This window comes from Streptomyces sp. 142MFCol3.1 (assembly GCF_000424945.1).
Taxonomy (GTDB): Bacteria; Actinomycetota; Actinomycetes; order Streptomycetales; family Streptomycetaceae; genus Streptomyces; species Streptomyces siamensis.
The window spans coordinates 167,797-182,924 of the sequence record NZ_AUKV01000005.1; the positions used below are offsets into that span (position 1 = coordinate 167,797).

The 15,128-nt window shown below is 70.4% G+C and carries 13 protein-coding genes; 8 read left to right on the forward strand and 5 right to left on the reverse strand.

Annotation, left to right across the window (positions count from 1 at the left end):
- Nucleotides 1-120: 120 nt before the first annotated feature.
- The 7 genes from H305_RS0108935 (at nucleotide 121) to H305_RS0108965 (ending at nucleotide 8,832) form a co-directional block, all read left to right on the forward strand.
- Nucleotides 121-786, forward strand: a complete 666-nt coding sequence (locus H305_RS0108935; RefSeq protein ID WP_028800091.1) for a DUF4097 family beta strand repeat-containing protein — start codon at nucleotides 121-123, stop codon at nucleotides 784-786.
- 146 nt (nucleotides 787-932) lie between these two features.
- Nucleotides 933-1,916, forward strand: a complete 984-nt coding sequence (locus H305_RS0108940) for a daunorubicin resistance protein DrrA family ABC transporter ATP-binding protein (protein ID WP_028800092.1) — start codon at nucleotides 933-935, stop codon at nucleotides 1,914-1,916.
- Nucleotides 1,913-2,689 (forward strand): ABC transporter permease, encoded by a 777-nt coding sequence (locus tag H305_RS0108945; RefSeq protein WP_028800093.1) that lies wholly within the window; start codon nucleotides 1,913-1,915, stop codon nucleotides 2,687-2,689. The genes H305_RS0108940 and H305_RS0108945 overlap by 4 nt, the downstream gene beginning before the upstream one ends.
- Nucleotides 2,690-3,229: 540 nt before the next feature.
- Complete coding sequence (locus H305_RS0108950; protein WP_028800094.1) at nucleotides 3,230-3,841, forward strand: TOPRIM nucleotidyl transferase/hydrolase domain-containing protein; 612 nt, start codon at nucleotides 3,230-3,232, stop codon at nucleotides 3,839-3,841.
- A gap of 240 nt (nucleotides 3,842-4,081) precedes the next feature.
- Nucleotides 4,082-4,708: a DoxX family membrane protein gene (locus tag H305_RS0108955; RefSeq protein ID WP_028800095.1), complete on the forward strand. Its 627-nt coding sequence runs from the start codon at nucleotides 4,082-4,084 to the stop codon at nucleotides 4,706-4,708.
- A gap of 144 nt (nucleotides 4,709-4,852) precedes the next feature.
- Nucleotides 4,853-5,758, forward strand: coding sequence for a universal stress protein (locus tag H305_RS0108960; RefSeq protein ID WP_028800096.1), 906 nt, complete (start codon nucleotides 4,853-4,855; stop codon nucleotides 5,756-5,758).
- 380 nt (nucleotides 5,759-6,138) lie between these two features.
- On the forward strand, nucleotides 6,139-8,832 hold the full coding sequence (locus H305_RS0108965) for a bifunctional GNAT family N-acetyltransferase/acetate--CoA ligase family protein (RefSeq protein ID WP_028800097.1): 2,694 nt from the start codon (nucleotides 6,139-6,141) through the stop codon (nucleotides 8,830-8,832).
- A gap of 119 nt (nucleotides 8,833-8,951) precedes the next feature.
- Here H305_RS0108965 and H305_RS45075 read toward each other — a convergent pair whose 3' ends face one another.
- The 3 genes from H305_RS45075 to H305_RS0108980 all read right to left on the reverse strand — a co-directional run bounded on the left by H305_RS45075 (nucleotide 8,952) and on the right by H305_RS0108980 (nucleotide 11,829).
- A complete protein-coding gene (locus tag H305_RS45075; protein WP_234020670.1) occupies nucleotides 8,952-9,641 on the reverse strand; it encodes a universal stress protein in 690 nt (229 codons plus the stop codon).
- 162 nt (nucleotides 9,642-9,803) lie between these two features.
- Complete coding sequence (locus tag H305_RS0108975; RefSeq protein ID WP_028800098.1) at nucleotides 9,804-10,385, reverse strand: PKD domain-containing protein; 582 nt, start codon at nucleotides 10,383-10,385, stop codon at nucleotides 9,804-9,806.
- Nucleotides 10,386-10,827: 442 nt separating this feature from the next.
- Nucleotides 10,828-11,829, reverse strand: a complete 1,002-nt coding sequence (locus H305_RS0108980; RefSeq protein WP_028800099.1) for an Acg family FMN-binding oxidoreductase — start codon at nucleotides 11,827-11,829, stop codon at nucleotides 10,828-10,830.
- 447 nt (nucleotides 11,830-12,276) lie between these two features.
- Here H305_RS0108980 and H305_RS0108985 point away from each other — a divergent pair, with 447 nt between their 5' ends.
- Nucleotides 12,277-13,167, forward strand: a complete 891-nt coding sequence (locus H305_RS0108985) for a universal stress protein (RefSeq protein WP_028800100.1) — start codon at nucleotides 12,277-12,279, stop codon at nucleotides 13,165-13,167.
- A 127-nt stretch (nucleotides 13,168-13,294) separates the two neighbouring features.
- Here the strand turns inward: H305_RS0108985 and H305_RS0108990 are convergent, their stop codons facing one another.
- Entirely contained in the window at nucleotides 13,295-14,227 is a 933-nt protein-coding gene (locus H305_RS0108990) for a DUF1918 domain-containing protein (RefSeq protein ID WP_028800101.1), read from the reverse strand.
- A 99-nt stretch (nucleotides 14,228-14,326) separates the two neighbouring features.
- On the reverse strand, nucleotides 14,327-15,061 hold the full coding sequence (locus H305_RS0108995; protein WP_234020671.1) for a hypothetical protein: 735 nt from the start codon (nucleotides 15,059-15,061) through the stop codon (nucleotides 14,327-14,329).
- Between the last annotated feature and the right edge of the window lie 67 nt (nucleotides 15,062-15,128).

The following is a 15,128-nucleotide window of genomic DNA, read 5'->3' on the forward strand; positions in this document are numbered from 1 at the left end:
GCGAATACGTTTAGTTGACGCAACATCACGGTTGTCGGGGTGATGAATGCAACGTAGCTTTTCCGATGTCGGAAACAGTGGACCGCAAGGGTCCGCGCCGGCGGACAAAGGAGCTACGTCATGCAGAAGTTCGCCACCCCCGCCCCCGTCCAGGCCGTCGTCACCATCCCCGCCGGGCGCATCCAGCTGATCGCCGCCGACCGCGCCGACACCACGGTGGAGGTGCGGCCCGCGGATGCCGCCAGGGGCCGTGACGTGAAGGCCGCGGAACAGGTCCGGATCACCTACGACGACGGTGTTCTGAGCATCGAGGCCCCGGAGGCCGGCAACCGGATCCTCGGCACTTCCGGTTCCGTCGAGGTGACCGTTCAGCTGCCGACCGGTTCCCGGGTCGAGGCGAAGACGGCTGCCGCCGAACTGCGGGGCGTGGGACGCCTCGGCGACGTGACCTTCGACGGTGCGAGCGGCACGGTCAAGCTGGACGAGGCCGACAGCGCCGAACTGGTCGGCCTGGACGCCGACATCACGGTCGGCCGCCTGAACGGTTCCGGTGAGATCAGTACCCAGAAGGGCGACGTGACCGTCACCGAGGCCGTTCGTGGCACGCTCACCCTTCGTACGCAGAAGGGCGACATCGCCGTCGGTGCCGCCCGCGGTGTCTCCGCCTCCCTGGACGCCGGGACCGCTTACGGCCGGGTCGACAACACGCTGAAGAACGACGGCACCCCGGCCCTGACGATCAAGGCGACCACCGGCCACGGCGACATCACCGCCCGCAGCCTCTGAAGGGGCGGGGGCCCGCCCCTCGCGCTCTGTGGCCCGCAGCGGCATCGCGGACCACGGCCTCTGCCTGACGGCGGTATCGCGGACCGGGGCACCTGCCCCACGGTGGCATCGCCGTTCGTACCCACCTCTTTCAAGGAGCACTGCTCATGACCAGCTTGGCCATCGCGGCGAACGGCCTGCGCAAGTCCTATGGCGACAGGACCGTTCTCGACGGCATCGACCTGGCCGTCCCGGCCGGGTCCGTGTTCGCTCTGCTCGGACCGAACGGCGCCGGCAAGACCACTGCCGTCAAGATCCTCTCTACCCTCATCACCCCTGACCCCGGCACCGGCGAACTGCGAGTCGGTGGGCACGACTTGGCCACCGAGGCGCAGGCCGTCCGCGCGGCGATCGGTGTCACCGGGCAGTTCTCCGCGGTCGACGGGCTGATCACCGGCGAGGAGAACATGCTCCTCATGGCCGACCTGCACCACCTGTCCAAGCGGGAGGGACGGCGGGTCAGCGCCGAACTGCTGGAGCTCTTCGACCTCACCGACGCGGCGAAGAAGCCCGCGTCCACCTACTCCGGCGGCATGAAGCGCCGCCTCGACATCGCCATGACCCTGGTCGGCAGTCCGCGGATCATCTTCCTCGACGAGCCGACCACCGGCCTGGACCCGCGCTCACGGCACACCATGTGGCAGATCATCCGCGAGCTGGTCGCCGGCGGCGTGACCGTCTTCCTCACCACGCAGTACCTGGAGGAAGCCGATGAACTCGCCGACCGGATCGCGGTGTTGAGCAACGGAAAGATCGCTGCCGAGGGCAGTGCCGAGGAGCTCAAGCGGATCGTGCCCGGCGGGCACGTGAAACTCCGCTTCACCGACCCGACCGCCTACCAGAACGCCGCTACCGCACTGGGCGACGCCGCTGCCCGCGACGACGACGCTCTTGCGCTGCAGATCCCCAGCGACGGCAGCCAGCGCGCACTGCGCTCCCTCCTCGACCGCCTGGACGCGGCCGGCATCGAGGCGGACGAACTGACCGTGCACACCCCCGACCTCGACGACGTGTTCTTCGCCCTCACCGGCGACACGAAGCTCCCTGCCCAGTCCCCCCAGTCCGCTCAGTCCAAGGAGGCTGTCCGATGAGCTCTGTGTCCCTCGCCGTACGTGACTCGGCCACGATGCTGCGCCGCAACCTGCTGCACGCCCGCCGCTACCCGTCGCTGACTCTGAACCTGCTGCTCACCCCTGTCATGCTGCTGCTGTTGTTCGTCTACATCTTCGGCAACACCATGAGCGGCGGGCAGGGCCGGTCCGCCTACATCGCCTATCTCGTCCCCGGCATCCTGCTGATGACCATCGGCTCCACCACCATCGGCACCGCCGTCTCGGTCTCGACCGACATGAACGAGGGGATCATCGCCCGCTTCCGCACCATGGCCATCCACCGCAGCTCCGTACTGTTCGGCCACGTCGTCGGCAGCGTGCTGCAAGCGATCATCAGTGTGGTCCTGGTCGGCGCGGTCGGTGTCGCGATGGGCTTTCGCTCCACCGACGCCACTGTCCTGGAGTGGCTGGCGGCGTTCGGACTGCTCGCCCTGGTCGCCCTCGCGTTCACGTGGATCGCGGTCGGCATGGGCCTGTCCAGCCCCAACTCCGAAGCGGCCAGCAACAACGCCATGCCGCTGATCCTGCTGCCGCTGATCTCCAGCGCCTTCGTCCCTCTCGACTCGATGCCGGGCTGGTTCCAGCCGATCGCCGAGTACCAGCCCTTCACACCCGCCATCGAGACCCTGCGCGGACTCCTTCTCGGTACCGGGATCGGCAACAACGGATGGATCGCCATCGGCTGGTGCCTTGCCCTGACCGCCCTCGGGTATCGCTGGTCCAAGGCACAGTTCGACCGCGACCCGAAGTAGCCGACATGACAACGCGGGCTACCCCGCGCTCCGTCCCATCCCACCCCGCACCCCGCACACTCCGCACCGACGGCGGCGTACCCCGGCCCACGCCGGAGTACGCCGGCGTTTGCGTACGAGGGGTGGACCGGCGGCCCCACGGGGGACAGACGTGGCCGGCTGGAACGTCCAAGGGGCGGAGCCGATTGCGGACCTGGACATCGATGGGCTGGACCACCCGCCGGGCGTCGAGACGCCTGCACAGCCACTCCCATGGGCGACACCGCGGCCCCCGTCCTGCTGCCACAAAACCCGTCCCGCCGACAGCGCGGACGATCTAGGGAGGCGCTGCAGCAAGCGGAGGCAGAAGGCCCACCGGTGAGCCCTGATGACTACTTTCTTCCCGACGGGACATGACGCTCCGGCTCGTCCCATGGGACAGGGGAAGGTGTGCGACCGGGATGACGAACACTCCGGCAGGGCCTGCCGTGCCCGAGTCTGCGTGGCTGCTCAGGCGAATCTCGCGTGCGCTGCGGTCGGTGGACGAGCAGACTGCCGGGCATGGTCGACATGGGCATGTTCCGGTACGAGGTCGCAAGCTGGGCGGGCGGTGGCTCCGGCGAGCCGGCGAGAGACCTGGCCGAGCTCGTTGGGGTGCGTACGGCGGTGTTGCTGGAGGGGTTGAGCGACCTCGCGGCCGTAGAGGCGCTGGCCGCGGGGCGGAGCCGTGACCTGGCGGCCGAGGGGGTGTGCGTGGTGGCGATGGGTGGGGCGATGAGCGTCGGCCGCTACGCACAGATCCTGGGGCCGTCCGGTCTGGGCCTGCGCCTGATAGGTCTGTGCGACGAGCGGGAGAGGCCCTTCTTCGACCGATCCCTCAACTCGACGCCGCACTCAGGTGTCTTCGTCTGCACGGCGGATCTGGAGGACGAGCTCATCCGCGCGCTGGGCTCGGCGCGTATCGAGCAGATCATCCAGGCCGAGGACGAGCTGCGCGCCTGGCGGACGTTCCTCCAGCAGCCCGCCCAGCACGGCCGGCCCCGGCACCAGCAGCTGCGGCGTTTCATGGGCACGAAGAAGGGGCGCAAGATTCGTTACGGCCGCCTCTTGGTCCAAGCCCTTGCCCCCGAGGAGGTTCCCGCCCCGTTGGACGGCCTCCTCGCCGGCTTGTGAGGGCTCTCAATATCTGACGGAAAGTCAGGAGTGTTGCCCCGCGATCGTATGGGCGGCATGCGGACGTTCGGCATCGATGTGCCACTGCCGAGCAGAGAGGCTCACAGGCACCCAACGAGCCACACAGGCAGGGCCGTTCGGCCCGGCGAGCGCGGACCTTCGGCACCGGGTGTCGACCGGGGTGCGGGACGAGAGTGAGGGGCGTCGGACAACGAACCATCCGCGAAGGGAACCATGACCATGGCCGTGCACGAGCATCCTCGTCGAAACTCCGGTTTCCACTTCTCGCTCCGCAGGCCGCGCACCGCGTCCGCGCCCGAGTCCGAGGTGTCGGAACGCACCGACACCGGCACCAAGCGAGCCTATGCCTTCGCGTCCCTGCGTCTGCTCACCGGGTTCGTGTTCCTGTGGGCCTTCCTCGACAAGACGTTCGGCTTCGGCTACGCCACGTCGTCGGGCAAGGGCTGGATCGATGGCGGATCGCCTACGAAGGGCTTTCTCGGCTCCGTCGCCGTCGGGCCGATGGAGTCCACCTTCCATTCCTGGGCGGGCGACCCCTGGGCCGACTGGCTGTTCATGCTCGGTCTGCTCGGAATCGGCCTCGCCCTGGTCATGGGGGTAGCGATGCGGATGGCCGCCGTCGCCGGAACGGCGATGATGGCGCTGATGTGGATCGCCGAATGGCCGCCCGCGAAGCACGTCTCGGACGGGTCGCCGAGCATGTCCACGAACCCGTTCGTCGACTACCACGTCATCTATGCCGTCGCTCTGATCGTCGTGGCCGCTGCCGCCGCCGGCGACACCCTGGGCGCGGGCAGGCTCTGGGCCAAGCTGCCGTTCGTCCGCGACCACGCCTGGCTCCGCTGAGCCCTGACGGCCGTGGACTGACTGCCCGGTCCAACGCGCCGCACTGCGCAAGGGCCGGTCGGCGCGGATGGGGACCAGTGGCCCCTGCACAACGAATCCGCCGGATTCGACGCTGGAATCGCATCGCCTCAGGAGGTAGAGATCATGCTCCGCACCGTCACCGTGGGTCTGGACGGCTCGCGCGAGAGCCGCGCCGCCGCCGAATGGGCGGCTCGTGAAGCGAAACTGCGCGGTCTGCCGCTGAAGATCGTTCACGTCTGGGAGCCGGTACCGGAGCCCATGGCTGAGGCCCCCGTACCGGGCCCCGAGACCCAGCAGCACTGGAGCGAGCGGATTCCTCGCGAAGCCGCGGAGGGCATCCGTTTGCGCCATCCCGGCGTCGAGGTGGTGAGCGAACACGTCGCCGGCCGCCCGAGCGAGATCCTTGCGGAGGTCGTGAAGGCTGCCGAACTGCTTGTCCTGGGGTCGCGCGGCCTCGGTGGCATCGGCGGGTTCATGGTCGGCTCCGTGGGCCTGTCCGTCCTTGCGCACGCGGAGCGCCCCCTCGTGCTGGTCCGAGCCCTGGAACAGGCCGCCGACGAACATCGCATGGACCCGTCGGGTGTTCCGTCCGCCGCCACTCCGTTCCGGCCCGTGGTGCTCGGGCTCGACGTCGAGCACCCCAACGATGCCCTGATCGAGTTCGCCTTCGACGCCGCCCAGCGCCGAGGGACGTCCCTGCGAGTCGTCCACGGCTGGAACCCGCCGCCCTACTACGCGTACGGCACACCGGCCAACCCCGCGCTGCACGAGGCACTGGCCCTGAACGACTCCCAGGAGCTGACAAAGGTGCTGCGGCCCTGGCGGCTGAAGTACCCGGACGTGGAAGTCATCGAGGAGTCCCGCTACGGCAGCGCGGCCCTCCACGTCGTGGACGCCTCCCGCGACGCATCGCTCGTCGTCGTGGGCCGGCGGATCCGTCGCAACCCGCTCGGCGCCCACATCGGCCATGTGACCCATGCCGTCCTGCACCACGCCGCCGCCCCCGTCGCCGTGGTCCCCCACGGCTGAACGCGTCGGAAGAGCAGTGCGCGGCGCAGGCCGGGAACATCGGGCTTCAGCCGGGGCGTCACGACCACGCGATGCTGCACCGAGCAACTCATGGGTCCGTGCCGTGCGTCCCCGACCAGGCGGCGATCACCTCACACCGGCTCGGTACGACCGCGACGGCACAGGGCCTGCACCGGCCGGCCCTCGGACCTGACGGCGCCGGCGGCGGACGGAGGACGCGCGTGGAGGGGTCTCGGCCCTTCCCGGAGCGAGGCAAGCAGGGACCATCGGCTGCGCGCGAGGCCGGTGGGCCCCCGTCCTGTCCCCAGGCAGCCCCTGGGACCGTCCTCCGCTCCGCCGGACGATCGAAGTGGCGGGAGCCATGGAGGAGGAGAACAGCCATGACGGACGATCCGATCGACCGATCCGTGGTCCACGCCCTGCTCGCGGACGGCACCACCGTGTGCATAAGGCCGGTCCTGGCAAGTGACCACGACCAGCTGCAAGGGCTCTACGAGGAGATGTCGCCGGAGAATCTCCGACTGCGGTTCTTCGCGGCGAGCCGCCGCTCGGCCGCCTCGGCCGCCGACCGGGCATGCGCCCCCGCCCGGCCCGGCTACCGGGCCTTGCTGGCCGAGGCGAACGGCGGGGTGATCGGCCTCGCCGAGTACGACACCGGAGGGGAGAAGGACGGCGCAGAGGTCTCCATCGCCGTCGCCGACGGCCTGCACCACCGGGGCGTGGGCACGCTCCTCGTCGAGCACCTGATCTCGGCGGCACGGGCGGAGGGCATCACCACCTTCACGGCCGATGCCCTCAGTGAGAACCACGAAGTGCTCCGCCTTTTCACCGACCTGGGCCTGCGCACCTCTCGTCGCTTCGAGGGCCCGGAGGTACGCTGCACCATTTGCATCGAGGAGGACGACACCTACTTGTCGGCCGTCGAGGCCCGGGGCCGCTCCGCCGACGTGGCCAGCCTCGAACCGCTCTTGCGGCCGTCCGTGGTCGCTGTGGTCGGCGCCGGACGCAGGCCCGGATCAGTGGGCCGCGCCATCCTCCACCAGCTGCACACCGGCGGCTTCACCCGCCGTCTCTTCGCCGTGAACCCCAGCGCCTCCTCGGTGCTCGGCGTGCCGTCCCATCCGTCCGTCGCGGCCTTGCCCAGCACGCCCGACCTCGTGATCGTGGCGGTCCCGGCCGCCGCGGTCCCGGCCGTCGCGGAGGAGTGCGGCCGGGCCGGGGTACGCGCGCTGGTCGTCGTCACCGCTGGACTCGACCACAGCCAGGCGCAAGCACTGCTGACCGCCTGCCGCACCTACGGTATGCGGCTCGTCGGTCCGAACTGCCTCGGCATCTCGAACACCGACCCGGAGCTGTGCCTCGACGCGACCTTCGCCGCCAAGCACCCATGCCGGGGGACGGCCGGCGTTGCCGTGCAGTCCGGCGGGGTCGGCATCGCGCTGCTGGACGGCCTGTCCCGACTGGGCATCGGTGTCTCGTCGTTCGTGTCGCTCGGTGACAAGTACGACGTCAGTGGCAACGACATGCTCCAGTGGTGGGAGAACGATCGCCGGACGGACATCGCCCTGCTGCACCTGGAGTCCTTCGGCAACCCTCGCGCCTTCTCCCGCACAGCACGGCGCGTCACGCGCAGCGTACCGGTGCTGACCGTCGATGCCGGCCGGACCGACGCGGGCCGCAAGGCGGCCGCCTCGCACACCGCGGCCGCCGCGAGCCGCACCATGACCCGCAGCGCGCTGTTCACCCAGGCCGGCATCACCGCGACCCGCTCCGTGGGTGAACTCCTCGAAACCGCCGCCCTGCTGCACTCCCAGCAGCTACCGCGGGGCAGTCGCGTCGCGATCGTCACCAACGCGGGCGGCGCCGGGGTGCTCACCGCCGACGCCTGCGCGGAGGCGGGGCTGGCCCTTCCGCCGTTCACCCCGGCGATGGTTGACGACCTGCTCGGGGTGCTGCCGAACGGTGCCGCTCCGGGTAACCCCGTCGACGCCACGGCCGTGGTTTCCGAGGATCAACTCGCTGCGTGCGTCGACCGGCTCGCCGAGTGCGCCGGGATCGACGCCGTCGTGGTGACACTCGTGCCCACGGCGGTCGCCGCGGCCACCGGCGACGACTTGACGCGTGCCCTGACCGGGGCTCCCGGCCGGCGGGCGCGTCCCGTCATGGCCGTACGCCTGGAGCAGGAGCTGCCCGTCAAACTGCTGCCCGCGGCCGACGGCGCAACGATCCCCTCCTACGCGGAACCCCAGGCGGCGGCACGCGCGTTGCGGCACGCCGTCGACCGAGCCGCCTGGCTCGCGCGGCCGGCCGGTGTCGTCCCCGACCTCGACGGCCTCGAGAGCGACCGAGCCCGCACGGTCGTGGAGCAGTACCTGGCTGCGCACCCCGACGGCGGCTGGCTCGACCCACGTGCGTGTGCCGACCTGCTGGCCTGCTACGGCATCCCGCAGATTCCATGGGCCTGGGCAGAGACCGACGGCGACGCCGTGCTCGTTGCCGACCGGTTGCGCGGCTTCGACGGCCGTGTGGTCATGAAGGCCCATTGGCCCGGGCTTCTCCACAAGTCGCAGCAGCGCGCGGTCCACCTCGACCTGCGTGGCGATTCCCAGGTACGGGCCGCCTTCCGTGATCTGAGCACCCGGTTCGCGGGATTGATGACCGGCGTGGTCGTGCAGCCGCTCGCCGCCCGCGGCACCGAACTGTTCGCCGGTGTCGTCCAGGACGAGGTCTTCGGCCCGCTCGTCCTGTTCGGGCTCGGCGGTACCGCTACCGAGGTGCTGGCCGACCACGCCGCCCGCCTCGCCCCGCTCACGGACCGCGACGTGCATGAGCTGATCATGTCGCCTCGGTGCGCCCCGCTGCTGCTGGGCGCGGACGGAAGCGCCCCCGTCGACCTCGAAGGTTTGGAACAGGTACTCCTGCGGCTGTCGCGGATGGCGGTGGACCTGCCACAACTCGTCGAGGCCGACTTCAATCCGGTGCTGGCGACACCGGGCAGCGTCTCCGTGCTCGACGCGCGGGTGCGCCTGCTGCCGCGGCGGTCCCAGGACCCGTACCTGCGTCGTCTGCGCTGATCGGGGAACGGTCCTGAGGCGGAACGAGGTTGGCTCCGTGACGACCACCGAGGTGGTCCGCGCCGAGTACGACACGCCGTTCGGGGATGCCCGGCTCCGACCGGGCACCGGGCCCGGACTCATGGAGTGGCCCGTGCCGGCACCACGGCAACGGGGCATGCGGCCTGGTGCAGGACAGACATCAGGGTCTCGCCCCACTCCGTGTCCTGCTCTCCCACCACGACCAGCGCGGCGCTCGCGGCACGGTGCAGGAGTGCTTGAGCCGGCGTGAGGAGAACGACGTCTTCGAGTACCGGAACGTCGGAGTACTTCTCGCGCCACGGACGCAGTGCGTCGGCCAGGAGCTGCACTTCCAGGTCCTCCCACGTCGCACGGTCCTTCTCCGGTACACCGAAGGGCCACTCGGAGGCGTCGGAAGGCAGCGACCAGGCGTGCACGGCACACAGGCGTGCTCCCCGTACACGAGCGCAGTCGAAGGCGAACTCGATGGCATCGGCGCGAGGGTCACGCGCGTCCATTCCGAGAACGACGTCACCGGAAGGGTGTGCTGCCGCGGGTCCGTCCGGGACGAGGACCAGCGGACGGTCGGTGGCGGGGGCGGTCGGCAGGCGGACGCCGAGCGCCCCAACGGTGCCGGCCGTTCCGCGAGTGACGCCGCACACGATCATCTTCGCCTGAGCGGGATCCGCCGGTGTGCCGAAGACCGTACGCATCGGCAGACCGTGCAGGGCGGCCTCCCGCGCGGCCCAGTCGACCACGGAACGACCGGACTGCGGCCGTTCGACACTGGCGAGGATCACTCGGTTCATCGCAATCAGCCTTTTCCGGAGTGGGGGAGAGGCGGCTCTGCAAGCTCAGCCTCGCGCGCGCCTTCGCGCCGGGGCAGGGGCCGAACGGCCCTCGGGGACAAGGGCATCGACAGGAAGGAAAGCTCCAGGCCGCTCGGGCCCGGAGCTCAGAACATCCGGCGTTCAGCCGGTCTTGTGGCCCCAACGTGGTCCGACCAGGTCCCATTCTCTGCCCCAGGCGTCGACGCGACGCTGGTCGAGCCGCCACCGGGCGACGGCTCCGGCACCGAACACAAGCCCGGCAAGAGCGGCCGCGGCCGCGGTGCCCAGGAAACCCGATTCGATCGCTGCCTCCGCGGAGCTCGTCGGTGCGGCGGTGAGGTGCCCTTGGCCGTTCTGCCAGACCGTGACATGGGATCCGGCCTTCAGGCCGGCGTGCACGGGGGTCCGGCCGGTGCGGGCCGAGCCGTCGGATGCCGACCAGCGCACGGATGCCGTCCGGAGGTCGGTGGCCCCACCGACCGCGGTGCCGGCACGCGGGACGTCATGCAGAAGGACGGCTTCGACGGAGTGCCGCTCGGCCCGCTGTCGCGCGAACGCCTCGTGGGCGGCATGAGCGGTCACCAGTGCGGCGATGGTGCCGCCCACGGCGAAGACCGTCCACACGGCCAGCACGATCCAGGCTTCGACGATGTCGTCGCGTCGGCGCAGTGGGTTGCTGCGCCACCGCCACAACCGATTCTTCACCTGCTTGCCACGGGGCATCGGGCCGCACCTCCTCCTTGTCGTTCCGGGGACACCTACGAAGGTGACAGCCTGGACGGTGCCCCTGCATGGGCCGACCAGGGGCCGCCGCAGGGCCGTACGGGTCCAACTCCTCGTTGAAGAGGGGACGTTCGGCCCGAGGTGCCCAGGGGGCACGTACGGCTGCGAGTCGTGCACGCGTGGGATGAAGGCGACCATCCGCGTCTGGGAGCAGGTGACATCGGGCCGGTGAAGCGCCGGACGGGCGATCGGTCGGCGCTTTGGGACCCGTGACCCACGCCGCGAACCATCACCTCGGCTGCTCCGTGGCCGTCATCCCCCATGTCTGGGAGCTCGGGACCCTGCGGGGCGGCTCGCCCGGCGCGGGGCGGCGACGCGGGCGGGCAGAGGTGGCGACGGCCACGTTGGAGGCCGAAGGCGCCGGGTCCGAGCATGAAGAGCCTCATTGGATCTCGAGGACCTCGTTCACCGGCCGCCGCGGCGTCCTCGGCCCCGAGGAGCCGTAGCCGAGCCGGAAGACGATCTGTACGAAGCCCATGGCCGACTCCGGGGAGCGTGCGGTCCAGCGGAGTTCGGGCCACTCAAGGGCCTGGGAGGTGAGCGAGGTGGCCAGCCCGTCGAGGGTGGCCTGGAGCAGGACGCGCTCCATGGCCTGGCCGGCCACCATCCAGTCCCGGGGGCGGTCGTCGGTGGTGCCGAGCACGGCGACCTGGGGAGCGTTCTCGAATGTCGCGGTCTCGCGGCCGGGAACGGACAGTCCCGCGGCGAAGTCCCGTACGGGCGCCTTGCCACGCCACTTGCGAGGGCCGAAGGCGTAGTCCGGTACGCCGTCACCTGCGGTTTCCGCTGCTTCGGCACCGATGCGGACCCAGCGTTTCAGTTCCTCGGAGGCGGCGGCGTCCGCGGCATCGCGCCCTTCGGCGTCGTTGACCAGATCCAGGAGCGTCTGCACATGCCACGCGTCGGGGAACATCAGCCGTGCCCCCTCCAGCAGAGCGGCGGCGCTCAAGGCGTCCTTGATCGGCTGGGGAATCTCCTCGTCCGAGAACGGGTGACGACTGGTGTGGCGGCGACGGATCGCCGGATGGAGCAGGGCGAGGTCGTTCTCCACGCCGTGCCCGGGGGACGTGGGGCTGGTCAGCCTCATCACCGCGAGCAGTTGCGGGTCGGCTGCGTCCGGCAGCAATTCGGTGGCCGCACCCCACCCCGCGTGGGCGGCGGCGACGCGCAGGTTGAACAGGGCTGCCGCACAGCCCAGGTGGAGAGCGCGGTTGGACGGATCGGCGCGCGGCATGGCCCGCTCCAGATCGGACCGCACCTGGAAGGTGCGGTCGTCGCGGTGGAAGCGGAATTTCCACGGCTGCGCATTGTGCATGGAAGGAGCGGCTGTGGCGTCTTCGACCAGAGCCGTCACGGTCTGCGGGTCAAGTGCTTGGACTGACACCGGATCTTCCTCCCTTTAGGGCCGACAGGCCGTTCGCGGAAGGGCGACTCGCGTCTCTTCCACTATTCCACGGGGTCCCGGCGCGGGCAGCCGAAGCAGTCGGGGCGAGGTAGTGGAGCGGGGAGCGGGCGACAGAAGTGCGGAACAGGACGTCACCCGCTGCCTGCGGCTACCGGTTGCGGTCCTCGAAGTCGTCGGTTCGGAGCCTCACCTTCACGATCGGCACTCTTTCCCCGTCCGGTCATGGGTCGAGGGGAGCAATGGGGCGGGCCATTGGTCCCGTTCTCGGTGGCGCGCGAGCGGGCCGCCTGAGGGACGGGGAAGCGCATGGGCCGAACCATGGCTCGCTCCTTCAGGACCTTCGGGCCATGAGCGTGATCCGGTCGGGATCTCCCCGTCGTCCCGCAGCGCTGTCAGGATGGATGTGCCTGGTATCCAGGAGGGATCATGGTTGACGTACACGAGTCGCAGTCGGTTGTCGTGGGGGTGGACGGATCCGAGAAGGCTGCGGAGGCTGTCCGGCTGGCCGCCGCCGAAGCCGCTGCCAGGGGCCTGTCCCTGCACGTCGTGCACGCGACCGCTCTCGACGGCCGGAGCGGGAGGCGACCCGACCCCGCGGACCAGTTGTTGCTCGACGCCGGCCAGGACGTCCTGGACGAAGCGATCGCGCAGGTGGCCGCGCAGGTGCCCCGGCTGTGCGTCACCTCCACCCTCAGCCGGGACTCCGCCGTACGGGCCTTGCTCGGCGCGGCGGGAGCCGACGGGATCATCGCCGTGGGTTCGCGCGGGCTCGGCGGCTTCACGGCGCTTTTGCTGGGCTCGGTCGGTCTTCGGCTCGCTGCGCGGGTGACGGGTCCGCTCGTCGTGGTCCGTGGCGCTCCCGAGCCCGTCCGGACAGGAGTCGTGCTGGCCGCCGTACGGGACGAGCGAGACCTCGACGCGCTGCGCTTCGCGGCGGAGACCGCCGACCGCCGCAAGTCGTCACTGCGTGTGTTGAGCTGTTACCGCTTCTATCAGTACGCCGGGAGCATGGTGCCGATGCTCGACGACCTCACGGAGGTCCCCGAGGAACAGATGAGTGCCACCTCCCGCCTTCTGGGGTTCCTGGGGGACGAATTCCCCGCCCTGACGGTGACAGCTGACGCGGTGCGTGCGCCGTCCACGGCCGGTGCTCTGGTCGAGGCGTCCGGACACGCGGAGCTGCTCGTGGTCGGTGCCCGCCGGCCGGCTCACGCGATCGGTGCGCCACTGGGACACGTGGCCCATGCGGTGCTGCATCATGCGCAGTGCCCCGTTGCGATGGTTCCGTGTCGTGGGCCTCACGGCGAGGGTGGCTGACCTCCCCAGGAGACGCCCGCGGCCGCGGTGACGGCCAGGAGCCGCAGCCCAGCGTGGATGGCGCCGAGGGGCCCGCCCGCGGAATCCTCGCCGCGACCGGCAGTGAGGGGCGGCAGTGTCGCTCTCTTCACTGGACGGAGGGGCTGATCAGGCGCCCCGTGAGGCGTGTGGGCCTGATCGACACCCACATGTCGCGGTCGCCTCCCGCCCATGGAGTGCTGTGGGCGTTGTCGACCAGCCGTCGTATCTCGTCGGGCTCGGTGACCACCCGGGCAGGGCCGACAGCGAGCACGCTCCAGCCCAGGCTCATCGCCTCGTCCACATGATCGACCTCGAAGGCGACATCCGTTCCCACGGCCGCTGCGGGGGCCGAGTCGGGGGCGGTCCGGAAGGCGATGGTGTCGTCGACCACGTCGTAGTTCACCGGAAAGACCCCTGGGCCGTCCGGCGTCGACACCGCGACGCGTCCCAGGCCGTGCGTGGAGAGCCGGGCGCGGCACTCGTCAGGGCTCAGGTCCTGCAGCTGAGGGGCGAGGAGCGCCTGGCCCTGGCCGGGTGGCAGATCGATACCGCCGCCCCGCAGGGCGTCTACGGAGGTGCCCAGCGCGGCGGCCAGGCGGATGAGAGCTGCCAGGCTCGGGGCGGCCGATCGCTCTTCGAGGTATGCCAGGTACTGCGGCGCCATGCTGGCGCGTCGGGCGGTCTCTGCCTGGGTCAGTCCCTGGCGGCGGCGTTCGGCGGCGATGCGACGTCCGATGTCACCCGCGTGGGATGCCGCTTCGGGCCCGGGCATGCCGGGTCCGCTCCCCGCCTGCTGACGTGCCTCGTCCGTACTCGGCCGGGAAGGTCGGTCCGCGCTTCCTCGCGACCCGTGGTCGAGGTGGCGAATGTGGGCGTCGGGGCCGGGAAAGACGAGCGTCACCTCGTCGGTGTCCGACCAGCGCACGTCGTAGGGAGGGGTTCCGTCCTCATGGTGGAGTCCGACAATCTCGCCGTCGCGCCTGCCTGTGCCGGTGCCCGGGCTTTCGACCACGAGTTGATCGCCGAGGTGAGCTCGCATGATCGCCGTCCTTTCCTCAGAACGGTGCTTCATCCAACGTGCCACGCACGGCGTGCCTCCGCATGGTCTGGGCAGGACGCTGTGGTGATCCGGCGTCTGTCAGTGCTCGCTGGTGGCGATGTAGGTGCCGTGCCAGGTGTGGTCCCACACGGCGCCGGTGGAGGCGTTGACCGACAGCATGCCGTCGATCTTCCCCGATCGCAGGGTGTGCAGGGTGTAGTAGCCGGGGAACGCCTCGGCCTCGCCGGTGGTCAGGTGGCCGCCCCGGTTGCGCAGCCACCGCTGGGCGAGGTCCTGGGCGCGCTCGGGGGAGATCCGGTTCTGGGTCTGACCGCGGGGGTGCATGCCGTAGTCGGTGTTCCACATCATCGCCGGCCCGTACTCGATCCCGGTGTCGCCGTCGGTGGGGTCGACGAGGATCTCGGTGGCCGGCTTTCCGGTCCGGGTTTCCAGTTCGGCGTAGAAATTCCTCGAGAACTGCATGACCTCGCCGACGCGCAGGCCGAGCCGGTCCGCGAAGGCGTCGGCGTGGCGGCGGGCCTGGTCCAGACTCTTCACCGGCATGCCGTCACCACGGACCCAGTACGGCCCGCCCATCATGCCGGGTCCCCACCAGCAGTCGCTGCCCATCATGCCCGGACCCCACGTGTCGCGGTCGTCGTCCGAAGCGCCCGGGCCTGGGCAATTGCTGCCGGACGGCCTGGGCTGGGCAGCGATCGGGCTCAGGGATGTGTTGCTGGTGTTGCTCTGGCCTGCCGCACATCCGGCGGCCAGTGTGCCGGTCAGCGCCAGGGCCGCCAGTGTGGCTGCGGTCCGCCTGCGCACAGTGAGCATGATCCTCACCCTTCCTGACCGTTCCGACTGCGTCCGCCGGACCCGGCGGACGCGGGCTTGTCCCCTC